The organism is Porcincola sp. LCP21S3_C12 (assembly GCF_052118625.1).
In the GTDB taxonomy this organism is placed as follows: Bacteria; Bacillota; Clostridia; order Lachnospirales; family Lachnospiraceae; genus Porcincola.
Map to the genome: position 1 here is coordinate 20,578 of NZ_JBQKGW010000006.1, position 24,983 is coordinate 45,560.

The window sequence follows — 24,983 nt, forward strand, 5'->3', positions numbered from 1 at the left end:
CTCCTCCTGACCGGCACTTTAAAGGCTGAGCTTGTCAATCTTATTGTCGGTGACAAGCCGTACCTTACCTTTGTTCATGATCACGATCTTGTTGCAGTTCTGGAGAAGCTCCGGAAGGTCATCGGATATGATGATAATTCCGATGCCCTGCTTCGCAAGCCCTCTCAGAATGTCGTGGATCTCTGCCTTCGCGCCGACATCGACACCGACGGTCGGCCCATTGAGGATGAACAGTTTCGGATGTGTATTCAGCCACTTGGCGATGACAACCTTCTGAGCATTTCCGCCGGAAAGCGTCCGGACCGGCGGATCGATCGAAGGTGCCGCGATGGAGAGATCCTTCAGCCATCTCTCGGAGGCTTCCCGCATCTCTTTCTCATTCAGACTCATGCCGTGGAAATAATCTCGTATAGAGCTGGCGATCGTGTTGTCCTCGATCGAACGCTCCATGAAGAGCCCCTGCGTCAGTCTGTCTTCCGGGACATACCCGATCTTGTTCTTGATCGCATCCGCTACAGAGTGGATCTCAATCTTCTTTCCATTCAGGTAGATGTCGCCCGATTCCGGCGGTGTGATGCCAAACAGTGCTTCGCCGATCTCACCTCGTCCGGAGCCAAGCAGACCGGTCAGCCCCAGGATATCGCCCTTGTTCATGCTGAAGCTGACGTCCTCAAAACGTCCCTTTAACGTCAGATGGTCGACACGGAAAACCTCCTCGTCGGACGGCGCCGGGTCATACTTGGTCTCGACCAGATCCCTGCCCGTCATATCCTTCATGAAACGAGCGTCATTATATTCGGATATTTTTCCGCTTGATATGTACTTTCCGTTTCTCAGAATCGTAAGACTGTCCGCGATCTGGTAGATCTCATCCAGCTTATGGTTGACGATCATGATCGCGATGCCCTTCTTCTTCAGCCCTCTGAGGACCTCCCAGAGCTTTCCGACCTCTTTCTCAGTCAGCGCCGTCGTCGGCTCGTCCAGGATCAGCAGCTTTGCGTCGTTGACGATCGCCCTGCAGATGGCAACCATCTGCTTGCCGGCGACAGGCAGCTGCTCCAGCGGCATATCCGGGTCCAGCTCCGCACCGACCTGCGCCATACCACGCTCTGCGATCTGATGGATCTCCTTCCAGTTCACAAATTTCTTCCGGTTCTTGACTTCCCCGTTCAGCGCGATGTTCTCCGCGACTGTCAGGTTCGGGAATACCGCAAAATCCTGGTAAATGACCTGAATCCCGCGGTTGATGGCGTCGATGGGTTTCATGTGCTCCACCTTCTCGCCGTTGATCCAGATCTCGCCCTCGTCCGGTTCATGAACCCCCGAGATTGCCTTGATCAGCGTGGACTTCCCGCAGCCATTCTCACCGGCCAGGCAGTGGATCTCACCTTCCCGGATCTCCAGGTCAACGCCTCTGAGCGCATGGACACCGCCGAAAGACTTCTTGATCCCCTTAAGTTTCAGAAATACCTTGTTCTCTTCATTTCCCATATTCTGACCAGGTCTTTCCTTTTTACTGAAGAAACCCCATACGGTTTCTGAACCGTATGGGGTTTCAGACTCATTCATGCATTCGTGACTCCTGAAACCGCCTGCGGCTGGTCAGAAGTTATAGTCATTCATGTTGTCCTTCGTGACGTCGACACGAGCGTTTCCATAGTAGACACCGTCTTTGTTGACGTTCTCGACGGTCTCATAACCCTTTGCTGCGAGATGCATCGTGTTGTCGTCCACCGTTCCGTCAAGTTCTGCGATAGCCATGCAGATCATCGCCTTGCCGGCCTCTGCCGGATCCCATACGGAGAAGGAAGCGATTGTTCCGTCCTCTACATACTGCTGAGCGATCGATGTCATGGACGTTCCGACAATTGCGACCTTTCCAGCCAGTCCGAGTTCCTCAACTGCCTGTGCTGCGCCGACAACGTCGGTGGAAGCAGAACCCTCGATCGCGGTGATGTCCGGATTCGCGGTCAGAAGCTCTTTGGTCTGGTTGTAGGAGGAAGTCGTATCATCGCCTGTCTCATACCGGCCGAGGCACTCCATATCCGGATATTCCTTCTCCTGAAGAGCCTTGGCTGCGTCACACCACTCATTGTGGGATACAGAGGTGAGCGCACCGACAAACTGGATGTACTTTCCCTTGCCGCCTGTCAGCTCTCCGAGCTCCTTCATGAAATTCTCGCCGTAGTCCGCGTTCTGGAAAGCCTCGACATCGACATCACGGACGCTTGCGTCCATGGAAGCTGCCTCGTGTGTGATAACCTTGATGCCCTGATCCTTTGCCTTCTGAAGGACAGGAGCCAGCGCTTCTGAATCAAACGGAACAACACAGATTGCATCCCAGTCCTCTGCGAGAAGTCCCTCGACATAGGAAGCCTGATCCGCGCCTTCTGCAGATCCGCCGTATACAACATTGCTTCCGGTTTCCTTATTGTATTCGTCGACGCCATCCTGCATTCTCTGGAACCACGCGATGTTGGTCATCTTCGGGACGACCGCGATCTTGTACTCTGTTCCCTTCGCTCCGATCAGATCCCCCTCAGCCTCTGTCCCGGCTTCCGTGGAAGCTTCCGTCTCTCCCGCGATTGCCGGCACCGCAAGCAGCGATGCTGCCATGGCAGCTGATGCCAGAACACTGACGACCTTATTGAACTTCATCTTCAAATCCTCCTTTGTTTGTTTAGTAAACGTTCTCAACGTTTCGCTTGTTGTTCATACAATACATCTGCTCAAATAAAATGTCAATATGTTCAGACATGATTTTTTTGTTTATATTTGTTTAGGATTCTCGCTTATCTCCTCAATTATTCGTGAATATCACAGTCATGTTTTGAATACACTTAAGATATGCTTCATTTCAGGCATAAAAAAACCGGAACAGCGTTCCGGTTAAGTTTACTAAACATTATGCTATCTTAACTCCGCACACTCCTGCGCTCGACCAGTTTTCCGGTCACCAGCGTTTTCACCGGATCCAGCTGCGGGTTCTCAATCCGGTTCAGAATCCCTCTGACCGCTTCATACCCGATAAACCGCCGCTGTACATGGATCGTCGTGAGCGTCGGAGAGCTCACCGCCGCATACGGGATATCGTCAAAGCCAATGACCGATACCTCCTCCGGTACGCGGATCCCCTTCTCCCGAAGCGCTGTAATGGCCCCAAGCGCAATGATGTCGTTCACCGCAAAGAAACACTCCGGAAGCGCTTTTGTGCCACAGGCGTCCAGTTCCCGGAGCATGTCTGCCCGCGCCCCCTTCATATCCGGACGCAGCCGATGCTCCGGCCCCCGGAAGGAAAAGTCAAGCGATTCCAGACTCCTGAAAAAAAACCGGTTCCGGAGTTCAAAATTTTCGAAGGGAATGCTGCTGGTCAGCAGGCCAATTTTTGAAAACCCCCGCTGTTTCAGAAAGTTCAGCGCAATCCATACATTCTCCTCATTGTTCATGCAGAGGCAGGGGTAATTGTAATTCGGAACCGGATTGTCGATCACGATAAATGGAATCCGAATCGAAGCGATGTCTCCGTACATCGACGGCGGGATCTCCGAGGCAATCAAAATTGCGCCGGAATAGCTGTCATAGCTCATTGCCTCCAGCTCTTCCTTCAGATCCCCTGATATGTTGACAATGGAGAGGCCATAGCCTTCATTCTTCAGATTCTTCTCAATGGCATCGATAATTGCCGATATAAATCCCTGGTTTTCCTCAACCAGATAACCGCTTCCCCGGTACTGAATGAGCAGAATACGATTCCGCAGAATGGCTTTTCTGCGTTTCGGCGAATACCCGTACTTCTCAACCGCCTCCAGAACCTTCGCTCTGGTCTGCTCACTGATATCTCCCTTGCCGTTCAGAACCATTGATATGGTTGCGGGGGAGACTCCGATCTCCCCTGCCAGCTCTCTGATTGTCATCGCTGTGCACCGCCTGTCCATGCTCCGTCGTTCGCTCCGGGCGCCCCGGCATGTTTCTGATTGTCCTGCCTTCTGGTGTTGTCAGCGCCCCTTCGTAAGACTTCCACGATCAGCCGCCTTTCTGCGTCTGCCGCTTCAGTTTCCCGTCCCGTCTTCTCACCCAGTAAGCTAACTCGAATTCAGACAGCGGTCAACCATCAGTTTTTTACGTCTTCGTCCTGGCAGGCTTTTCAGCCAGCCGGCCGCCGGTCTTCAACTTTCTGACGAGACAGCCTCTCTGCCGTCGATCCAGACCGTCCGCACCTTCAGGGATTTGTCAAGTGCCACCATATCTGCGCGCTTTCCGGCCTGGATCGAGCCGATCTCGCGATCCATCCGGATCGCCCGTGCCGGCGTACTGCTGGCTGCAATAACCGCATCCTCCAGCGACATACCAAAGTCCACGACACGGCGGACGCCCTCCATCAGGGATATGACAGACCCGGCGATGGTGTCCGTTCCCTTCAGCGTCGCCCTGCCGTTTCGAAGTGTAATCATCTGGCCGCCGAACGGATAATCTCCCTCCGGCATCCCGGTACACCGGAGCGAATCGGACACCAGAACCAGCTGCCTTCCGAACAGCTTCTCCGCCATTCTCATGACTGAAGGCTCCACATGCATGCCGTCACAGATCAGCTCTGCCGTCGCACCGGCATCATACGCCGCCGCAATCAGCCCCGGCTTTCTGTGGTGGATCGGCTGCATTGCATTGAACAGGTGTGTGACATGGCTGGCCCCGGCAAAAAAGGCCCGCATCGCCGTGTCATAGTCAGCCATTGTATGTCCAAGCGATACCGTACAGAGCTTCGACGCTTCCCTCACAAATGCAATTCCGCCTTCGGTCTCCGGCGCCATGGTTACCAGGCGGACTGTCCCGCCTGCTGCCTCGTTGAGCCGTTTGAGCATCTCCACATCCGGAACATGGATGTTCTCCGGATTCTGCGCACCGCGCTTCTCCATACAGACAAACGGTCCCTCCAGATGAACGCCGACGGAGCGTGCGCCATCCTCCGGTCTTCTGAAATGACTGATCGTCCGGCACGCCTCTTTCAGCTCCGGTTCCTTAAGCGTCATCGTCGTCGGGCACCAGCTCGTCACACCATTTCGCGCGTAGAAGCGGCTCATCGTCTGCATCTCTGCGGCATCTCCGTCACTGGCGTCCGCGCCCATCGCCGCGTGCGTGTGGATGTCCACCAGTCCGGGGATGATATAAAAACCGCTGTAGTCCAGAATATCCTCTCCGTTCTCTTCCGTGCAGCCAAAGCCCGTATTCTGGATGGATGACGGCTTCATGCCGGGGGTGAAGTTGCTGAACCGCTCGTCAAACTCCAGCATCCCGCTCTGGAACGCCGACCCGATCAGGATATGATCACTGTAAAGTTTCATCGTGCGCCCTCCATATCCGAAAGTGCCTCCTCGTCCGCCACCAGAATGAAGTCAGGATGGAGCTGGAGCACCGACGCCGGAACCTGCGGCACGACCGGACCGCAGAAAGCTTCCTTCAGGATGCCTGCTTTGCCCTTTCCGCTCACGACCATCAGCACGCGGCGTGCCTTCATGATACCCGCAACGCCCATGGTGTATGCAAAACGCGGGACTTCCTCCTCCGAGGAGAAGAACCGCTTGTTGGCCTGAATGGTGGAGTCGGTCAGCGCAACCTTGTGTGTGCCGGACGGGAAAAAGTCCTCCGGCTCGTTGAACCCGATATGTCCGTCCGGTCCCAGCCCGAGCAGCTGCAGATCCGTCCGTCCGGTTTTCTCCATCACTGCATCGTATTCCGCGCAGGCCTTCTGCGCGTCCGCCTGCTTTCCATCCGGAAAATATGTATTCTCCGGTCTGATATTGACCCGGTCAAACAGATGATGGTGCATGAACCAGACGTAGCTCTGATCGCTCGTGATGTCCAGCCCGCAATACTCATCCAGGTTGACCGTCCGGACTCCGGAGAAATCCAGCGCCCCATCCTCATACATCTTCACCAGCTCGTCATAGGTACCGATCGGACTCGAACCTGTTGCCAGGCCAAGCACGCAGTCCGGCTTCAGAATCACCTCCGAAGCGATGATCTCAGCCGCCCGGCGGCTCATTTCACGATAGTCTTTTGCACGAATGATTCTCATTTCTATCTCTCCTGTCTTCTTACCGTCTTCTGCCATTTGGGGTCATTCGGCGCATCTGTGTCTGCATCCTTCCCGGTGCCCGGCCTTTTGCGCGCAGGCTTCCGGTGTGCATTCCGGTGTACATTCCGATGTACAGGCCTCCGCCGCTCAGCGTCCCTGCCGTTTTCTCTGCATCTTCTGAAAATGCAGATACGCCCCGATCATGCCTGCGTCGTTGCCCTGCCGCGCCATCGTCAGCTCTGTTTCCTGTGCGATGGAACGGATCAGGTACCTGTCCAGCGCGCCCCGAATCCTCGGGTACAGATACTCTTTCTGCGCCATCACGCCGCCTCCGAGCACGACAACCTCCGGGTTGAGGACATAGCAGATATTCGCGATGCCTTTTCCAAGGACATCACACATACGGTCAATCTCACTGACACAAATCGGATCACCCTCCCTGGCCGCCTCAAAAATACGCTGTCCTGTCCAAATCCGGCTCATATCCCCCAGTGCGGCTGTATCCCCGCCGGTTCTCTCCTGCCGCTTCTGCTCTGCAACTCGTCTCAGGAGGACACTCATGGCACCGAGGCGCTCAAACTGTCCGCCTTCCAGATTCATGTATCCGATCTCGCAGCCGCTGCCTGAATGGCCATGATACACATCGCCCTTCCAGACGAAGCAGCCTCCGATCCCGGTTCCGACTGTCAGGCAGAGCACGCTGTCTCTGCCCTTCGCAGCGCCGAGTACGGCCTCCGCCAGGCCGGCGCAGTTGACATCATTCTCGATCTCACAGGGCAGACCCGTCTTCTCCTCAATGATGGTCTTGAATTCTGTCCCGGCATAGTCCGGAATGTTGGGCCCCGAGTAGAAAATCCGCCCTCTCCCGGTGTCCACCATCCCTGCCGAGGAGATGCAGACCCCGTCCGCCTTTTCTTTGTTCGAAGTGAGAGATGAGATGATATCCAGGGCCTTCTCCACGATCCCCGTTCCGCCAAGCCAGGCTTCAGTCGGCCGCTTTCCTTTCTCCAGAAAGCGGACTGTCTTCCCTTCCATCAGACCGTACTTGATGTCTGTCCCTCCAATATCGATGGTAATGAATCTGTCCATAATCATCCTCACGCTGCACCCTGCAGCCGCTTACAGGTACTTCGCCCTTGCGCCCCGCCCGGCCCCTGTGCACACCTCAGGCCGAATTCCATGATGCCGCCGCCGCTTACAGGTATTTTGCCCTTGCGGCCCGGATCATCCCGGCTGCCTCCGCAACAATCTGTTCATCCTCCGGAACAAGAGAAGAAAGCGGCCGCCTGACATCGCCGATGTCCAGCTTCTCGTTGCGGCGCAGAATCTCCTTGATCACAGCATACATATTGCCGTGCGCTGAACACATCTTGTAAATCACAGCGTCGACATCGTACTGGATAGCCCTTGCCTCCGCAATCTTCCCCTCCTTCAGCAGCGCGTCCATCTTCAGGAAGAGCTCCGGCATGACACCGTAGGTCCCTCCGATGGCGCCTTCCGCTCCGATCACACGCCCGCTGATGAACTGCTCGTCCGGTCCATTGAAGATGATATAGTCATCCCCTGCCTGCTGCCTGAACATCTGGATATCCTGCACCGGCATAGAAGAGTTTTTAACCCCGATGACGCGAGGGTTCTTCCTCATCTCCGCAAACAAAGGCGTTGTCAGCGCCACGCCCGCCAGCTGCGGAATATTGTAGATGACAAAATCGGTGTTCGGCGCCGCGGCACTGATGTCATTCCAGTACTGCGCAATCGCATATTCCGGCAAATGGAAATAGATCGGCGGAATGGCTGCGATGGCGTCGACCCCAAGGCTCTCCGCATGCGCCGCCAGCTCCTGGCTGTCCTTTGTATTGTTGCAGGCTACATGGCAGATCACGGTCAGTTTTCCCTTCGCAACGCTCATCACGTTCTCGAGAATCGTCTTGCGGTCCTGCACACTCAGATAGATGCACTCTCCCGAAGAACCATTGACATAGACGCCCTTCACGCCCTTGTCAATGTGGTACTGCGTCAGCCTTCTGACAGCCTCCGGACTGACATTGCCTTCCTGGTCATAACATGCATAAAATGCAGGGATCACGCCCTTGTACTTGTCAAGATTTCTCATGTACTTATCTCCTCCGTATATTTTAGATCCATTCCCTAATGCAGCACAAACGCACCGGAAAGAACTCCCGGCACGTTCTGCTCCTCTGCTCTTCAGCCCTTCACCGCGCCAAGCGCGATGCCCTGCGTGAAGTATTTCTGGAATATGATGAAGACTGTCAGAATCGGTGCTGCCGCAAGGGTTGCACCGGCCATGATCAGGCCGAAGTCCGTCGCGTTCTCAGCCTGAATCTTCGCGATTCCAAGCGAAATCGTCAGATTCTGATTGCTGTTCACCATGATCAGCTGCATGAAGTAGTCATTCCATGTGTTGATGAAAGTGAAAATCGCCAGTGCGCCGATCCCGGGCTTTACCATTGGCGCTACAATCTGGGTGAACGTCCTTGCCTCGCTTGCCCCGTCCACGCGCGCGGCCTCGAGCATCTCCCCGGGGACGCCCTCGGAAAACTGCTTCATGAGGAAGACCCCGAACGGCCAGCCGACGGTGGGGATGATGATCGCCCAGATGTTATCGTACAGGTGAAGCGCTGACATCTCACGGATCAGCGGGATCAGGATAACCTGTTTGGGCAGCGCCATCGCGCATACGATCAGCGTAAACAATAATTTCTTTCCTGTGAAGCGTTTCTTTGCAAGTGCATATCCAGCCATTGTTGCTGTGATGCAGGTCAGAATCATCGCCATGACGGCAATGAAGACCGTGTTGAACAGCCACCGGAACGCTGCCGGTGCCTTTGGCCCGAAGAAACCGAACAGATGGTCAACACTCCTCTTTGCGAAAAGCTTCTGAAAATTCGTCAGAACCCACTGCTTCGGAAACCAGTCCGGAGTCGTTGCGTTGATGGACGCATTCGTCTTGAAAGCGCCGGTCACAATCCAGTACAGCGGAAAGATAAAGAAGATAGCCAGCACAATCAGGATGATCAGCGAGATGACCTTGTATGGCGTTATTTTTTTAATACCGGAATTTTCCATCGTCACCCCTCACTTTTCTCTCGCAAACCGGAACTGCAGCGCCGACAGCACCGCAATGAAGATGGCCAGCACAACGCCCATCGCGTTTGCATATCCGTAGCGGTAGCGCTTGAAGCACATGTAGTAAATGTAGTACATGATCGTGTCGGTGGAGTGGTTCGGACCGCCGGATGTCAGCAGCTGGATCAGCGCGAAGCACTGGAAGCTGTTGATGGTCGTGATGACCAGCACATAGAGCGTGGTCGGTCTGATCTGCGGCCACTTGATCTTCCAGAATACCTGGTGATTCGTCGCGCCATCCACCTCCGCCGCCTCAATCAGGGACTGGTCAACATTGCCAAGGGCGGAGACATACAGGACGATCGGCTGTCCGACGGACGTCGTCAGCAGAATCAGAATGATGCAGCCCAGTGCGTACTTTGAATCACCCAGCCAGTTGATGTTCTTTGAAAGGACCCCTGTCCTCGTCCCGACATAATTCAGAACGCCATAGTAATTATTGAAAATCCATTTCCAGACAACCGTGACAGCGACAGAGCCGGTAACAACCGGAAGATAGAAGATGCAGCGGAAGGCCGAGAGCGCCCACCCCTTCATCTGGTAGATCACCGAGGCGATCCACAGTGAAAACACACACACAATCGGGACTGAAACGACGACGATGATCAGCGTATTGACCAGTGCCTTCAGGAACACGGGATCCTTCCAGAGCTCCACATAGTTTCCGAATCCGATAAAGACATCCTTCACATCCTTGCCCATCGTCGAGTCGAAGAAACTCGTGTAGACGCAGAGCACCATCGGGAGGATGACAAAACCGACGAAGAAGACGAGACTGGGGGCCAGAAATGTATATGCCACCCTTGTCTCCCTCCTTGCCAGTACCTTGCTTCTTGACTGAGCCTTGGTTGTACCAGCCACAGCGAATTCCTCTCTTTCTCATTGGAAGCGCCCACATTCCGAAGGAAGCGGGCGCCAAAGATACTGACAGATTGTACGGCAGATTCACCTGCCCTGCCGCCCCGTGCCTTTGCGGCCTTGCCCGGCGGCGGCTTCACCCCGCCGGACGTATCCTGCAGCCCGACGGGCGTTTTTCACTTCCGCCTTACGCCTTTGCGGCCTCATTGGCGGTCTTCTGGAATGCGGTCAGCTCACTCTGGATGTCTGCGCCGTTTCCGATGTTCTGAAGCATATTCCACCATGCGGTACGAGCCTCTGTCCAGCCCGGGACGACCTGATAATAGTCTCCCATCGCCGGCATGAACTTCTCGGTGAACATGGTCATGGTATCCGCGATATCGGTTCCGTCATAGACACCGGTCATCTTTGTGTGTACCGGAAAGAAGGAAGAAACCTTGACACTCTCCTTTGCCTGATCCGGATCGTTGCAGATAAAACGGATGAATTCCTTGGAAGCCGCGATCTTGTCCGCGTCGCCGTTGTCAAAGATTCCGAAGCCCCAGATACCGCCGCAGAGCTTTGCCGCGGAGCCGTCCTCGGTCGGGAACTGCATCGGGATGATGTTGTCGCCGTTGTTGGTCTTTCCCGCCTCGCCGTTGTCGGTATTGTTCTGCTGCGCTGCGTTCCAGCAGAAGGAAACCGCGAGCGTTCCGTTCCTGAAGAGCTGGATCTCATCACCGCCGACCAGAGACGCATCGAAGTTGATGCCCTTCTGATCGACCAGCGCCTGGAGGGCTTTGACATTCTCCGGGCTGTCGACGGTATACTCGGTGTGCTCCGCATTCGTGAATGTTCCGCCGTACAGGTTGTTCACCAGTGCTCTTGTTCCCTGGTCGCCGCCCTGCCCTGCGCAGTAGACAGCCGCAACATTCTCCTGGCCGCTGTCATAGACCGCCTGGACGGCCTTGAAGAAGTTTTCTGTCGACCAGGTATGGTTGTCAAGATCAAGATACTGAAGGGCATCTGCGTTCTTGAAGATGGTCTCATTGACCGCCATGCAGTGCGCGACCATGCAGAGCGGATACTCGTAATACTTGCCGTCGCTGCCCTTGCAGGCCGCCGAAACATTCTCGTACAGATCGGATGAAGCATCGTCTGCGAACAGATCGGAGAGATCCACCATCAGTCCTCTTGCACCCCAGTTTGCAACCAGTCTCTCAGGTCCTTCCAGCACCAGGTCCGGTGCCTGTCCGCCTTCGATCGCGGTGTTAACCTGGTCATCGCCGTTCGTGTAGTCCAGGTACTCCACTGTGACGTTGACATTCGGATACTTCTCATTGAACGCCTTGATCAGGCCATCCACATTCTCACTGCTGCCATATCCGCCGACCGGGTAGGTCCAGAGTGTGATATCCGCCGCAAGATCTGCCGATGCCGTTCCTTCCGTCTCTCCTGCGAATGCCGTCATGCCCATGCTCATCGCCATGACCGCCGCCACCGCAAGTGCCGCTGCTCTTCTTTTCATAGATGCTATCCTCCTTGAAATGCTGCGCTTTCGCGCCTTTCATTGATTCCCGTATCGGGTTATTCCTGCTGTTCTTTCGCCAGCGTCTCGAGCGCCTCCGCGAAAGGCTTCGCAATCAGCTGGGGCCTTGTAATGATGGAACCGACCACCACCGTAAACGCTCCAAGCTCAATCACCCGCCTCGCCTTCTCCGGCGTATTGATGTTGCCCTCGGCAACCACTCTGGCATGCCGGACACCCGCAATAATGTCCCTGAGTATCTTGAAATCATCTGCGGCAATCTTGTCGCCAGCGCTCTCCGGCGTATATCCGACCATCGTACAGCCGACAAAGTCAAATCCGAGTTCATCGGCATGAATGGCTTCTGCCACCGTCGAGCAGTCCGCCATCAGCAGCAGGCCGGGGTATGTCTCCCGGATCTCTGCATAAAACTCATCCAGTGTCTTTCCGCCCGGACGAAGCCGGTTTGTCGCATCCAGCGCGATAATCTCCGGCTTCACCTCCATCAGCTCATCGATCTCTCTCATGGTCGGCGTGATGTAGATACCGCTGTCCTCGTAATCCCTCTTGACGATTCCGATAATCGGAAGATCGACCATTCTCTGGATTTCCGCAATATCTTCCTTTGTGTTCGCCCGGATTCCGCGCGCCCCTGCCATCTTTGCCGCCAGCGCCATCCGCCCCATGATAAAGGATGAATGAAGTGGTTCGTTCGGAAGCGCCTGGCAGGAAACAATCAGCCTTCCCTTCAGTGCCTCAACCTTCGCATTCATTCGCTTTCCCTCCTTGACTGCACTATAGCATATATAAAATAATTTTCAACATATTTTCATTATTGAAAATTATATTCTCCATTTCCGACAATTCTGCCTCCCCCTGTTTGTGCAATCTGCTTGGCTGCCGCTGCCTCTTCCCTGTACCCGGCTCCGGGTCCGGATGACAGGCCGGATAATGAGCGACCAAAAAAACTGCCGCGGATCCGTCAGCCGGATCCGCGGCAGTCTGAACTTCAGAACAGTTTTTCGACAACCGCCTTTGATGTTCTGCGGTTGTTTTCGGCCGATTCCTTTCGCGTCTTCTGATAATAGGCCTGAAACAGAATATCGATGATGTGGAGCTGGCTCATCTTTGCCCCCATGGAACCGCCCTCCAGCGGTCCTTCATTGGACCCGCAGATCAGTACAACATCCGCGTACTCCGTGAGCGGAGACTTCAGAAAACGGGTAATCACAATGATCCTCGCCCCGGCCGCCTTTGCGATCTTCGCAACATAGACATTATCCTTCGTCGCTCCCGAGTAGGATATGAAAAACAGCAGGTCTTCTGCATCTGCCATGGATGCCGCCATGGCCTGCATGTGCGGATCCGTGATGGTGCGCACCTTCGGTGTGATCCGAAGAAACTTGTTGCGCGCCTCCTCCGCCGCAAGCAGACTGTCACCGATCCCGAAGAACTGGACACTGCGGGACCGGATCATCAGATCTACCGCCGCATTGACTGTCTCCGGACGCAGCAGCGCATTCGTCTCCCGGATGGCATTGATGTGAGTCTGCAGAATGTCCGCAAACATCTGCCCCGTCGCAACCTTGCCGCTCCCGTCAGCGGCGCCTTCATCGGACTCCGGCTCTTCCGGCATCGTGCTCAGAGACAGCTTCATCTTGAATTCCTGATATCCCTTCGCTCCGACCTTCCGGCAGAACCGGTGGATGCTCGCCTCCGCGACACCGCATTCCTCCGCGAGCTCTGTAATCGACATGAACAGGACACCGCCCGGCTTTTTCAGAATGTAGTCGGCAATCTTTCGCTCCGTCTTCGTGTACTGGTTGTATGAAAGGCTGATCTCCGTCAGCAGACTGGATCCTTGCATATGGTTCTTCCTCGTGGCAGCTTTTCCTTCATCCGGCCAGTCTGCCTCATCCGTCATCTGTCGGATCAGCTTCCGGCGCCCTTGCCGGATGAAAACTTCATTCTCAGTATAGCACCTTTTTGCGCTGGCCCGCACCAGAGCGGTTTCCTGTCAGCCTGCCGCCATCACCACACTGCGGATATACTTCTTTACCGCCTTTGACGCATACCTGCTGTAATGCTTGAGATCATACCCGCCCCGTTTTTTCTGAAACCCTCTTCCATCCTTGCGCGGCTGATCAAGACCTCTTCTCTCCAGATACTCTCCCGCGTCAATGTATATGTCCGGAAAGTTCTTCTTCAGCGCACGGTTCATATAATGCATATTTCCTCTTGAATAGGGCTTCCGATCGGCAGCCGGAAATATGCTTGCCACATAGAACTGGCGGTCCGGATAGGCGCGCATCCATTTCTGATACTCCTTCACGACTCTCTTCGCGTTGCTCGAAACCCGCGAGCAGCCATTACAGCCAAAGTTCAGAACGATCTTTGCATTCGGATAGGTTTTCAGCGCATCGCGGAGGTACTTTCCAAGCTGTCCGCATCGGCTATAATTCTTGTTATATCGAAGTTCACCGATTGATGCTCCGTCGCGATAAATCAGTCCGTCCCGCTTGTCCTTCACATGGTGGAGATCATAAAACCATGTCCTGGAATCTCCGACATACAGGATAATATCCCTTCGTTTTCTGTCAACCGACGGCCTCCTGTACGCCGGTTTCTTGGAATCTGCCTCAGCAATCCCTGAAAAAAGAAGACAGACAGCCATCAGTACAGCGGCGCACAGAACCGGCCGCAGCGTGGAAAGCCTGCCCCCGGATGTCCTTTTCTGTTTCATCACGCACCTGTTTCCTTCCGTCTTCATCCCGCGCTTTCCTGCCTCCTGTCCTTTTCCCTGCTTACCGGCTATTATGCAGATGCTTCTTAAGCAGCCTCAATCCTGCCACGCAGCCCGCCGGCCGTCAAGTCATACATACTGTCTGTCAGTCATCCCGCCCAGCCGCACATTCCCCAGACGACTGTGCATCCGCCTCCATTTCCCGGAGGAACGCCTTCACAGCGTCTGTGACAACCTCCAGGTGACGGTCATAGCAGTGATCATCGCCCGGCACTGGCACCAGTCTGGCATGATGGTAACGTCTGGCCGCATCCTCGGCATACCCGTATGGAACTGTCTCGTCCTCCGTCCCGTGGATGATCAGCACCGGTTTCCGGAACCCATCGATTGCCTGCTCGATCGGAAGTACTCTTCCAGTTCGAACATAATTGCCTGTCACATACTTTCCCTCTGTGATCTTCACCCGATCCGGAATGAGCGCCGGATCGAACTTCTCCGCAAAGACCTCCCCCTTCCGGCAGGCATCCCGGATCATGATCGCCGGCGAAAGCGGTATGATCGCCTTCAGCTGATCTTCTTTGAGCGCCGCGGCAAGCATCACCGCAAGCCCGCCCTGCGAATGGCCGGTCAGATACAGACTGCCGGCAAACGGAAGGCTCCGGGCATAGTCGATGATGTATAAAAGCTCTCCAACCCACTCCAGCAGGTTATGGTTCAAAAAATCTCCATCCGTCTTCCCGTGGCCGTACAGCTCCACCCGGAGCGCCGCGGCATCTGTCTGCAGAACAGCCTGCGCCACCGCAGCAATATGGCGTTCCTCCATGTGACCCGTCAGGCCGTGAACGACAATCACCAGCGGAAGCCGCTCAGCTCCTGGCTGCATCATCTTTTCGACCGTCCGATCACCCGGAATCGCCAGCTTCGCGTGGATCCGGAACCCATCCTTGTCAATGTAGAATTCTTTTTCGTCCATGATCATCCCCCCGTTCACACCAGTCCCATCACAAATACAATTCCGAACAGCACCGGCAGAATCCAGGTCAGATAGAAGCACATCCAGCCCCGGACCTTCAGCCCCTTCCCGGTATTCGCCTCCGCCATAAACGACTTCCAGCCCCAGCCGGCCTTCCTTGTGCAGAAGATACAGAACGTCAGCGAGCCAAGCGGCAGCACCAGGTTCGAGACGATGAAATCCTCCAGGTCCATGAAGGTCGAGCTGCCGCCCATCGGGTGCACACCCGCAAGCAGATTCGGTCCGAAGGCACATGGCGTCGCCAGCAGAAGCATCAGTGCCCCGTTCAGAAGGCAGGCCTTCTTCCTGCTGAAGCCCGTGAGATCCATGAACATCGCAATGATGTTCTCAAATACCCCGATCACGGTCGAGAACGCCGCAAATGTCATGAAGACAAAGAACAATGCTCCCCAGAGGCGTCCCATCGCCATATGGTTGAAGATATTCGGCAGCGTCTTGAAGATCAGTGCCGGTCCTGAGTCCGGGCGTACACCGTACGCAAAGCAGGCCGGAAAAATGATCAGACCGGAGGTAAATGCCACAAAAGTGTCCAGTGCCGCGACATTGACGGACTCCCCCAGAAGTGCATGGTCCTTCCCGATATAGCTTCCGAAGATCGCCATTCCGCCCATGCCGATCGACAGCGTGAAGAACGCCTGATTCATCGCATTCTGGATCACATTCCAGATACCGGCACGGTGGATTTCCGCCATGTTCGGCGTCAGGTAAAACAGCAGTCCTTCCTGTCCTCCCCGCATAAAGATGGAATGAACTGCCAGCACAACCATGATGAGCAGAAGCGCGATCATCATTCCCTTCGTAATCTTCTCCACCCCTTTCTGGAGTCCGAGGCTCAGGATGAAGAATCCGATGATGACCGAGACCGCCATAAATCCCCACTGCCTCAGAGGGCTTGCCATCATCTGATCAAACTGTTCCGACACGCCCTCGGTATCGAGCCCCTCGAACGTCCCCGCCGCCGTCGCGAAGAAGTACTGCAGCATCCATCCGCAGACGACCGTATAAAACATCATCAGAATATAATTGCCCGCAAATGCAGCATACCCGTGGATGTGCCACTTGCTGCCCTTCGGCTCCAGAACCCTGTACATCTTCACCGGACTCTTCTGTGCCGCCCGTCCCATCGCGAACTCCATCGTCATCACCGGCACCCCCATCAGAAGCAGGAATACCAGATAAATCAGGACGAATGCACCTCCGCCGTACTGCCCGACCAGCCACGGAAACTTCCATACATTCCCGATCCCGATGGCGCAGCCCGCCGACAGCAGAATGAAGCCCAGCCGGCTTCCAAGATGTTCTCTTTGATTCTCCATGATGTCAATACGCTCCTCAAGCATAATATACAAGAAATGATTCCCGGTAATTGTCAGATTGGTCAATTATACAACAGTTTTTCATTCTTGTCCCGGAACCATCAGCCGAACCGTGAAATACATGGTATGAAACGGTACGAAATCCACGGATCAGAAACGGTTGAAATCCGTACCCATGAGGGTATGATAATATAAAATCAGACGGCTGAGGAGACAATACCATGACCTACGATTACCCTTCATACTACAGCCAGTTTCACTGCATCGGCGGAAGCTGCCCCGACAGCTGCTGCATTGGCTGGGAAGTAGACATCGACGAAGAGACCTACAACTACTACAAGTCCCTGAAAGGTCCCTTCGGAGACAGACTTCGCGCCCACATCAAGGAGGACGGAGCCGATCGGTATTTCCCCCTGTGTGAAGGCGGCCGATGCCCATTTCTGAACCGGGAGAACCTCTGCGACATCATCACGCAGCTTGGAGAGGAGAGCCTTGCACAGGTCTGCATGGAATATCCGAGATATTTTCTCGAGAAGGGCGATTATGAGCAGATCGACCTGTCCCTGTCCTGTATGGAGCTGGGGCGGATCTTCTTTGAAGACCCCGACCCCATCGAATATATCCGCGAAGAAATGCCCGACGCGGATGCAGACGCAAATCCCATACCGGATACGGCGCTGAATGGCCGTCTGGTACACGTCCTCGACATCCGGGACGACTGCATCGCCATCCTGGAAGACAGAAGCCGCACACTGGCTGATCGTTTTCTCGAAGTTCTGCATCTGTACGGTCCGGGATCCTGTCACAATGAAAGCCCGGGCATGCAGACCAGCCCGAATCATACAGACTGCGCCGGAGATCAGGCGGACGGTATCCGGCTGACGCGTCTCCCGGCACTGTTTGAGCAGATGTCCCGGCTGGAAGTTCTGGACAGCCGATGGACAGACCTGCTCACCGAGATGAGACTGCAGTTCTCTGAATATCCGGATGGCTCGCTTCCGGATGTCACGATTGCGGAATTCGTCAGGCAGCCTCTCCTGTGGCAGGAGCTGTCGCAATGTGCCCGCGGAAAGCTGGCGGTCTGGTTTGAGAAGCTCGGCTGCTATTTCTGCTTCCGCTACATCACCGACTCCTGCTTCCAGCCAGCCCGGCACACAGGCGCCGGAATAACTGCCCCGGCCATCCATTTTTGTGCAAAATCCGTCTGCTTTCTGTATCTGATGTGCATCTCCAGATACCTCAAAAGCGGAAAGCACTTCGGAATCCAGGACATGATCGACCTCGCCCACCTCTATTCAAGAGAAGTCGAGCACAGCGACGAGAATGTTGAATATCTGAAAAACTGCTGAATCACTCGATGATGAGCGGTCGAAAAAAGGAGTGGCAATATGCCACTCCTTCCCGTTTCATCCTGTTCTGTTCAGCCGATGACTCTGAATGTCTCAGCCAAAATATCTCTTCAGCAGTCCAGCGAATGCACGGCCATGTCTTGCCTCATCGCGTGCCATCTCATGGACAGTGTCATGGATTGCGTCAAGGTTCAGTGCCTTTGCTCTCTTCGCCAGATCCGTCTTGCCTGCGGTAGCGCCGTTCTCAGCATCCACTCTCAGCTGAAGGTTCTTCTTCGTGGAATCCGTGACAACCTCACCGAGCAGCTCAGCGAATCTGGATGCATGGTCAGCTTCCTCAAACGCTGCCTGACGATAGTACAGGCCGATCTCCGGATAGCCCTCGCGCATCGCGACACGGCTCATTGCAAGGTACATGCCGACCTCAGAGCACTCGCCATTGAAGTTCGCGCGAAGATCTTCCTTGATGTCATCCGGTACATCAGAAGCAACACCGACAACATGCTCAGCTGCCCATGTCATCTCCTCTTCCTGCTTTCTGAACTTGGAAGCCGGAGCGCCGCAGACCGGGCACTTCTCCGGTGCAGTCTCACCCTCATAAACATAACCACAAACATTGCATACCCACTTTGCCATAATTCGAAATCCTCCTTATCATTCACTGTTTGCCCCGGTTCATGCCGGGAAGTCAACCTCTGTTTCCTGAATTGCTGTCTTCCTGCCGGATGCCGCCGGTGAGCTGAGTTCTTCCTTTTCTTCTTTCTTCAGGCACTCACTGCAGACCCCGTAGAACAGGATGCTGCAATCCTCAATCTGCCCGTCAAACTGGTCTGCTGCCAGCAGCTTGATCTTGCCGCAGTCGATAAAGTCATTCATATCCAATACATTGCCGCAGCTTCTGCAGATGAAATGATTGTGCGGGTGCGTGTCACCGTCGTAGTGTTCCGCCCCTGTTCCTGTCGTGATCTTCTTGGCTTCCCCAAGCTCAACCAGCAGCGACAGATTCCGGTAAACCGTCCCGAGGCTGATATTCGGATAAACGTTCCGGATATCCTTGTAGATCATGTCTGCCGTCGGGTGATCTTTCCGGTGCCGAAGATTCTCGGCGATCGCGTCTCTCTGACGACTATGCTTCAGCCCTGCCATATGTCACATCCTTTCCTTCCGTAACGATCGTCCTTATAATCAGGAATCATTATCGTTACTGAAGCTAATATAGCCCTCTCTAAAGCGTTTGTCAACACCTATTTTTGAGAATCTCTATCTGATCATATGACCGAACAGGTTATACTGTGCAAAGACAGGCACAATCACAAGTGACACAGTCGATATGATCTTGATGAAGATATCCAGACATGGTCCGACCGTATCCTTCAGTGGGTCTCCGACCGTATCACCGACAACCGCCGCATCATGTGTGGGGGTGTTCTTCGCCGCCCCCCTGACGCCGCCGGTTTCGATGTACTTCTTGCCGTTGTCCCAGGCGCCGCCCGCATTCCCGCAGTAGATCGCAATCATGATGGCGCTCAGCGTCGCTCCGATGATCAGCCCGCCGACAAACTGCGGTCCGAACAGGAAGCCGCAGGCAACCGGTACAAGAATCGCGAGAAATGAAGGCAGCTTCATCTCCCCGATCGCCCCTTTGGAGGAGATGCTGATGCAGGTCCGATAGTCCGGCTTCTCGGTTCCGTTCAGGATGCCGGGATGCTGTCTGAACTGACGGCGGACTTCATCGACCATCTTTCCAGCCGCCTTCGCGACCGCATCAATCAACATCCCAGAAAACAGGTACGGCAGTGCAGCGCCCACCACAGCGCCAGCCAGCACCATCGGCTGCATCATGTTTAGAACCAGGTCTGTCCCGGCGTCATTGAATGAGTACAGATAGGAAATCATCAGCGCCATGGCTGCCAGCGCGCCGGACCCGATCGCGAACCCTTTCCCGATCGCAGCCGTCGTGTTGCCGACAGCGTCCAGCGTGTCCGTAATCCGGCGGACATCCGGATCCAGGCCGCTCATTTCCGCGATGCCGCCTGCGTTGTCGGAGATCGGTCCATATGTATCAACCGACACCGTCGCGGTGACGAATGAAAGCATGCCCATCGCCGACATGGCGATGCCGTACATCCCGCAGACCGCATAGCTGATCACGATCGCCGCCGCGAGGACGATGCAGGGTGCCATACAGGAACGCATCCCGAGCGCCATTCCGGATGTGATGGTCAGCGCCGGCCCCTCCTTCGAGGCATTCGCCAGATTCTGCGTCGGCCTGTACGCCGCAGAAGTATAATATTCTGCCAGCATCCCGATCACAACGCCTGCTGCGATTCCCGCAGCCGAGGCAACCCACGGCGACAGTGCCCCGGCAGAAAATCCCAACGCGGCGCTGAGAACACTCATATCCTCATTATGGAAAAGAAAGAAAGAGACCAGAAGTCCGAACACGATGGTCGCGCCTGCCGCCACATATGTCGCCCCATTCAGGTCCCGGTGCGGGTCCGCGGACATCTTTTTCTTGAAAAGCAGGCTTGCGATCCCGATGCAGCAGGAAATGAGCCCCACGGACACGAAGATCAGCGGAAACAGGATGCATTTGTCCAGCTGCTGCCTGGTCATGCCGGTACCAAGCGCCTCAGACTGCAGAAACATGTGGTAGGCCAGGATAATGCCTGAGCAGATCGCCCCGACATAGCTCTCGAGCAGGTCGGAGCCAAGCCCTGCGACATCCCCGACATTATCGCCAACATTGTCCGCGATCGTCGCCGGATTACGCGGGTCGTCCTCCGCAATATGCGCCTCCGTTTTCCCGACAAGATCGGCGCCCATGTCCGCCGCCTTGGTGTAGATGCCGCCACCGACACGGTTGAACATCGCAACGATTGAACAGCCCAGCGCGTAGCCGGACAGTGTCATGGTAAATGGAATGAACCGAAGTCCCAGAAAGTTGACATAGGAAGCCTCTGTGACATGAAGCTGCCCCATGCCGAGACCGAAGATGAGATAGACGAAAAACAGCCCGAGAAGGGCAAACCCGCCGACGCAGAGCCCCATGACGGAGCCGCCACGAAATGCAGCCTTCACGGTCGCGCCAATGTCCTTTGTCGATCTGGCACGCTCAGACACGCGGACATTGGCATAGGTGGCGATCTTCATGCCGATCAAACCCGCCAGGCTGGACATCGCCGCCCCAATCGCCAGGGCAGCGCCAGCCTGCCACATCGTAACGATCCCGATCACGGTCGCCACGATGGCAATCACCAGAAACAGGATCTTGTACTCATAGGATATGAACGCAGCTGCTCCCGTCCGGATGGCAGACGCAATCTCGCGCATCTGCCCGTCTCCCTCCGGCAGCTTCTTCACCCCGAAGAAATTGAACGCCGCAAAACACAAAGCCAGAACTGACGCAAACAGGACGAGAATCATCAGCAGCTGCATAAGCACACCTCCGTTCAGTTTTCATATACTGCTTTTCATTCTTCGATCCGGTAACCATTTCTTTCATTCTAACATCCGCAAATATACGATGCCCTCGAAAAGCTGAACAAAATTTAGTCTGATTTATTATCCATTCTGCTAAATTAAGAGGAGCGCAAAAAGAGCCCGGCAGGCTGCATCACCATGCAGTCTGCCGGGCCCTTTCTTATAATCAGAACGATAATCAGGATTTACGCTCATCCACGATATCCTGCGCACCAGCACAGAAACTGTCCATTGTAATATCCCCAGCTATGTACTTTTGAAACAGCGTCCCCATACTCTTAATTCCGCTCATTGGACTATCCGTAAAGTACCGCGGCAATAGCTCGCAGGTATTGACATAGGAGCGGACCACCTCAATATCCGGAATATCCACCCCCCCATGCCTGAGAATATCAAGTCTTGCGGGGGCGCGCTGGACGCAATTACTGTAATACTCGGCGCCATCATCGCCTGTAATATAGCGGATAAATGCTTTTGCGGCGTCCTTATGTGAGGAGGAGCGGTTGATTGCAAACTGCCAGGTCGCAATGGTTGTCTTCTTTTCGTAAAACTCCGGAATACTGCTGACATGAATTCCCTCATCTGAATAAGCTCCGGAATTTAAAAAAATATTCATCGCCCCGCTGTACAGGTAGATGCATCCGTATCTTCCATCGATGAACTTCTGTTCCATCTGCTCATACTGATCCAGCACCTGGTCTTCAGGAGTCTGTCCGTTTTCCACAAGATTCTTGAGATACTGAACCGCTGCCCGGCTGTTCCCATTATCCCAGTCCAGATAATCACCGCCAAACATGTTGACCGTCTGAAAGAGATCATTATAAGCGTATGACTGCTCCCAGGCTGAGCCATAAGCATACCGGTTCTCGCCATAATCCGTTTCCAGAAAATGATCGAACCGGTCTTCCGTATTCAGATCAGAAACCCCGGCCTCTTCCAGGAACTTCTGGTTTATCCAGAACATCATGATGTCCAGCATGTACGGCGCGGAGTATACCTTCCCATCATACATACAGACCTTTTGAAAGTATTCCTCCGGAAAACTGCTTCTGATATCCTCCGGCAGAACATCTTCCCCAAGCGGCTCCAGATATCCTTTGGGAATAAATTCTGACGCCATCTCGTCGTTGATTGCAATCAGATCCACATCCTGATTCCCCGATGTCAGCAGATTTGACACCTGCGCCTCCCGGCTTTCCGCGTCCTGGGAGGTCGCTTCCAGCCGGATCTTCATCCCCAGCCTTTTTCCGGTTTCCTCTATGAATCCCTGAAATTCATCCACTGATGCATCAGGTGTCAGAATGGTCAGGATCTGCTCCGCCTCAGTCATGCCAGAATCATCCTCTGTCCGGTATTCACCCTGCCTATGCTGTCGGAAAACCCGAAAGACCACGAAACAGGAAACCAGCGCAATGGCAATTGCAAAAGCAAGCCCTGTCTTTCCTCTCATATTCTTCTCACCTCTTCGGCCGACAGGATGCCCGAAGCCTCTGTTCATGACTCCGGCAAACTTATCTTGGCCATCTGTCCTCCGTATGGGGAAGCTCCGGGAAGGGACTGTGAGGAAGCTGCTGGTACCAGTAAGCAACAGAGGCCACATCGTCCTGTCTTTCAAACAGTCCCCTGTAACCGACGCCAATCTGCTGGATCGTCACGCGAATATCCTTGCTGAATGCAATCGGGTCCTCGATGTGCCACCTGTAGAACCCCCGCTGAGGCATAGTATCGTCGTTGTGATACAGGTTGTGCTCTGTGTCATGGCTGGAGTAATACGGATAGCCCAGATAGGGTGTGCAGTACTGCTGCTCGACTGTTTTTCCATTCTCCTGTCTGGCGAAACTCCAGGAACCGCCAAAATAGTCCTCTGTGCCGGTCCCGCAGATCGTCGGGTACTCCCGGTCACCATCCAGGTAGAACTTGACCTCTCCTTCTCCGTACCAGTATCGCTCCAGCGTAGTCAGTGCCAGATAGGTTCCGACATACTGTCCTCTTCCCTTCACTCCGTCCAGAATGGTGTAATCAACACCCTTCTGGGTGATTTTCTCCCTGCGCCACTGTGCATGAAAATAGAGCGCATCCTCCGGGAGGGCTTCCACAAGACTGTAGTCTACCTGGTAGAAGAAAGCCGGGATCGGATTTTTATGCTGGTTTTCCAGCTCAATCCGGGCACTCTTCCTGAACGGCATCTGGAAATAACAGTTCAGCCCCCGGTTCGGCACCACCGCGATCGGCAGAGAATTGACCATGCAGGCTCTTCCGAACCCGCAGCAGAAGAAATCCCCAAGTGGTACCTCCACAGACGGAAGTGTCTCATCATCCCAGTAAAAGCGGAGCACCAGATCCCGCAAGACAAAACAGTCTGCATCTGTCGTTTTGTAAGGCACGGTGATCCAGATGTGCCGAATGATGCCGGGACCTTCAATTGCCGCGAGATTCACCCTCGCGCCGGAAGGGATATCATGCAGGCAGGGTGCCCCCTTCCGGGACGGTCCAAGCCCGCTAGCCGCCATGCCGCCCCTGCCCTTCTCTCCGGTTGGGTTTTCTGCATTGATCGACCGGCTTTCCATATGTTGATCCAGAAACAAGTTTCCGAGTGATGTATATCCGCTCATGCCTTCACGCCTCCTGCCATAATCCCATCCATGATCTGCTTCTCGAAGATTGCGACGAACAATATGATCGGCATCAGAATGATCCAGCCCATCGCCGATGTCAGATCCCAGGGTACGCCATACATATTATCACGAAGAGGAAGCTGGACGATAGCGACCGACAGCACCTGAATATGGTTCGAGTAGTACAAAGGTGTAAAGAAATTATTCAGGCATGAGATAAAGTTGATAATGCAGACGGTTGCGATCGCCGGCTTCATCAGCGGCAGTATAATATACCGCATGCGCTGCCAGAATCCCGCTCCGTCAATCGCTGCAGCCTCCTCCAGTACAACCGGAATCTCCCCGACAAACCCTCTCAGAATCAGAATCGTGAACGGAACAATGCTGCTGATATACAGGATGATCAGTCCCGGATAGGTGTCAAACAGCCCGACTTTTCTCATGAATTCATACAGTGGCCTTGCCGTGACCACCTCCGGAATCAGCATCGTTGCAACAATGAACAGAAACGCCAGATTGACGCCCTTCCTGTCCCTGAACCGATAAAACCCGTAGGCCCCGAGGATGCAGATGAAGGTTCCCACAATCAGCGTAACTCCGATGATAATGATTGTGTTCCGGATCTTTTCAAGCAGGCCGACATGGCTCACCAGGAACTGGTAGCTCTCAAGTGACGGGTGCTTCGGAAGGTATTCAATGGGGGATTTGAACAATTCCCCGGGCGGAGTAATCGAGGATATGAATATCCAGTAGACCGGCATCAGAACGACAAATGCAATCAGCGCAAAGACAACCCAGCGGATGATACAGATTCCGATCTTTCCGGATGTTCCGTTACTGATCCTTTTTGTTTTCATGG

22 protein-coding genes are annotated in these 24,983 nt (G+C 54.5%); 1 reads left to right on the forward strand and 21 read right to left on the reverse strand.

The window, feature by feature from the left end:
* Positions 1 to 18: 18 nt before the first annotated feature.
* From ACTQ1N_RS04640 to ACTQ1N_RS04710, 15 genes are all read right to left on the reverse strand, one after another.
* Positions 19 to 1,491, reverse strand: a complete 1,473-nt coding sequence (locus ACTQ1N_RS04640) for a sugar ABC transporter ATP-binding protein (protein WP_441955094.1) — start codon at positions 1,489 to 1,491, stop codon at positions 19 to 21.
* A 111-nt stretch (positions 1,492 to 1,602) separates the two neighbouring features.
* Positions 1,603 to 2,658 (reverse strand): substrate-binding domain-containing protein, encoded by a 1,056-nt coding sequence (locus ACTQ1N_RS04645; protein ID WP_441955096.1) that lies wholly within the window; start codon positions 2,656 to 2,658, stop codon positions 1,603 to 1,605.
* 257 nt (positions 2,659 to 2,915) lie between these two features.
* On the reverse strand, positions 2,916 to 3,914 hold the full coding sequence (locus ACTQ1N_RS04650) for a LacI family DNA-binding transcriptional regulator (RefSeq protein WP_441955098.1): 999 nt from the start codon (positions 3,912 to 3,914) through the stop codon (positions 2,916 to 2,918).
* Between the two features lie 252 nt (positions 3,915 to 4,166).
* On the reverse strand, positions 4,167 to 5,339 hold the full coding sequence (gene nagA / locus ACTQ1N_RS04655; RefSeq protein ID WP_441955100.1) for an N-acetylglucosamine-6-phosphate deacetylase: 1,173 nt from the start codon (positions 5,337 to 5,339) through the stop codon (positions 4,167 to 4,169).
* Positions 5,336 to 6,073, reverse strand: a complete 738-nt coding sequence (gene nagB, locus ACTQ1N_RS04660) for a glucosamine-6-phosphate deaminase (protein WP_441955102.1) — start codon at positions 6,071 to 6,073, stop codon at positions 5,336 to 5,338. Before nagB ends, nagA begins: the two co-directional genes overlap by 4 nt.
* Before the next feature lie 147 nt (positions 6,074 to 6,220).
* Positions 6,221 to 7,162, reverse strand: coding sequence for an ROK family protein (locus ACTQ1N_RS04665; protein ID WP_441955104.1), 942 nt, complete (start codon positions 7,160 to 7,162; stop codon positions 6,221 to 6,223).
* Between the two features lie 106 nt (positions 7,163 to 7,268).
* Positions 7,269 to 8,186, reverse strand: coding sequence for a dihydrodipicolinate synthase family protein (locus ACTQ1N_RS04670; RefSeq protein WP_441955106.1), 918 nt, complete (start codon positions 8,184 to 8,186; stop codon positions 7,269 to 7,271).
* Positions 8,187 to 8,278: 92 nt separating this feature from the next.
* On the reverse strand, positions 8,279 to 9,160 hold the full coding sequence (locus ACTQ1N_RS04675) for a carbohydrate ABC transporter permease (RefSeq protein WP_441955108.1): 882 nt from the start codon (positions 9,158 to 9,160) through the stop codon (positions 8,279 to 8,281).
* A gap of 9 nt (positions 9,161 to 9,169) precedes the next feature.
* Positions 9,170 to 10,081, reverse strand: a complete 912-nt coding sequence (locus ACTQ1N_RS04680; protein ID WP_441955110.1) for a carbohydrate ABC transporter permease — start codon at positions 10,079 to 10,081, stop codon at positions 9,170 to 9,172.
* Between the two features lie 184 nt (positions 10,082 to 10,265).
* The gene (locus ACTQ1N_RS04685) at positions 10,266 to 11,528 is read right to left on the reverse strand and encodes an extracellular solute-binding protein (RefSeq protein ID WP_441955315.1); all 1,263 of its coding nucleotides are present in this window, start codon (positions 11,526 to 11,528) and stop codon (positions 10,266 to 10,268) included.
* 116 nt (positions 11,529 to 11,644) lie between these two features.
* Positions 11,645 to 12,358 carry an N-acetylmannosamine-6-phosphate 2-epimerase gene (locus ACTQ1N_RS04690; RefSeq protein ID WP_441955112.1) on the reverse strand — a complete coding sequence of 238 codons (714 nt, stop codon included), beginning with the start codon at positions 12,356 to 12,358 and terminating at the stop codon, positions 11,645 to 11,647.
* A 236-nt stretch (positions 12,359 to 12,594) separates the two neighbouring features.
* Entirely contained in the window at positions 12,595 to 13,452 is an 858-nt protein-coding gene (locus tag ACTQ1N_RS04695; RefSeq protein WP_441955114.1) for a MurR/RpiR family transcriptional regulator, read from the reverse strand.
* 150 nt (positions 13,453 to 13,602) lie between these two features.
* The gene (locus tag ACTQ1N_RS04700) at positions 13,603 to 14,328 is read right to left on the reverse strand and encodes a hypothetical protein (RefSeq protein ID WP_441955116.1); all 726 of its coding nucleotides are present in this window, start codon (positions 14,326 to 14,328) and stop codon (positions 13,603 to 13,605) included.
* Positions 14,329 to 14,473: 145 nt separating this feature from the next.
* A complete protein-coding gene (locus ACTQ1N_RS04705) occupies positions 14,474 to 15,301 on the reverse strand; it encodes an alpha/beta hydrolase family protein (protein WP_441955118.1) in 828 nt (275 codons plus the stop codon).
* Between the two features lie 14 nt (positions 15,302 to 15,315).
* Positions 15,316 to 16,677 carry a sodium-dependent transporter gene (locus ACTQ1N_RS04710; RefSeq protein ID WP_441955120.1) on the reverse strand — a complete coding sequence of 454 codons (1,362 nt, stop codon included), beginning with the start codon at positions 16,675 to 16,677 and terminating at the stop codon, positions 15,316 to 15,318.
* A gap of 221 nt (positions 16,678 to 16,898) precedes the next feature.
* On the opposite strand from ACTQ1N_RS04710, the gene fliB reads away from it, so the two are divergent.
* Positions 16,899 to 18,026 (forward strand): flagellin lysine-N-methylase, encoded by a 1,128-nt coding sequence (fliB, locus tag ACTQ1N_RS04715; RefSeq protein WP_441955122.1) that lies wholly within the window; start codon positions 16,899 to 16,901, stop codon positions 18,024 to 18,026.
* Positions 18,027 to 18,119: 93 nt separating this feature from the next.
* Here the strand turns inward: fliB and ACTQ1N_RS04720 are convergent, their stop codons facing one another.
* The 6 genes from ACTQ1N_RS04720 to ACTQ1N_RS04745 form a co-directional block, all read right to left on the reverse strand.
* A complete protein-coding gene (locus tag ACTQ1N_RS04720; protein WP_441955124.1) occupies positions 18,120 to 18,662 on the reverse strand; it encodes an NADH peroxidase in 543 nt (180 codons plus the stop codon).
* Between the two features lie 39 nt (positions 18,663 to 18,701).
* Complete coding sequence (locus ACTQ1N_RS04725) at positions 18,702 to 19,172, reverse strand: Fur family transcriptional regulator (protein ID WP_441955126.1); 471 nt, start codon at positions 19,170 to 19,172, stop codon at positions 18,702 to 18,704.
* Between the two features lie 114 nt (positions 19,173 to 19,286).
* Positions 19,287 to 21,464, reverse strand: a complete 2,178-nt coding sequence (locus ACTQ1N_RS04730) for a sodium-translocating pyrophosphatase (RefSeq protein ID WP_441955128.1) — start codon at positions 21,462 to 21,464, stop codon at positions 19,287 to 19,289.
* A 223-nt stretch (positions 21,465 to 21,687) separates the two neighbouring features.
* Entirely contained in the window at positions 21,688 to 22,959 is a 1,272-nt protein-coding gene (locus tag ACTQ1N_RS04735; RefSeq protein WP_441955130.1) for an ABC transporter substrate-binding protein, read from the reverse strand.
* A 61-nt stretch (positions 22,960 to 23,020) separates the two neighbouring features.
* Positions 23,021 to 24,121 carry a glycoside hydrolase family 172 protein gene (locus ACTQ1N_RS04740; RefSeq protein WP_320808765.1) on the reverse strand — a complete coding sequence of 367 codons (1,101 nt, stop codon included), beginning with the start codon at positions 24,119 to 24,121 and terminating at the stop codon, positions 23,021 to 23,023.
* Entirely contained in the window at positions 24,118 to 24,981 is an 864-nt protein-coding gene (locus ACTQ1N_RS04745; RefSeq protein WP_320808766.1) for a carbohydrate ABC transporter permease, read from the reverse strand. Before ACTQ1N_RS04745 ends, ACTQ1N_RS04740 begins: the two co-directional genes overlap by 4 nt.
* Between the last annotated feature and the right edge of the window lie 2 nt (positions 24,982 to 24,983).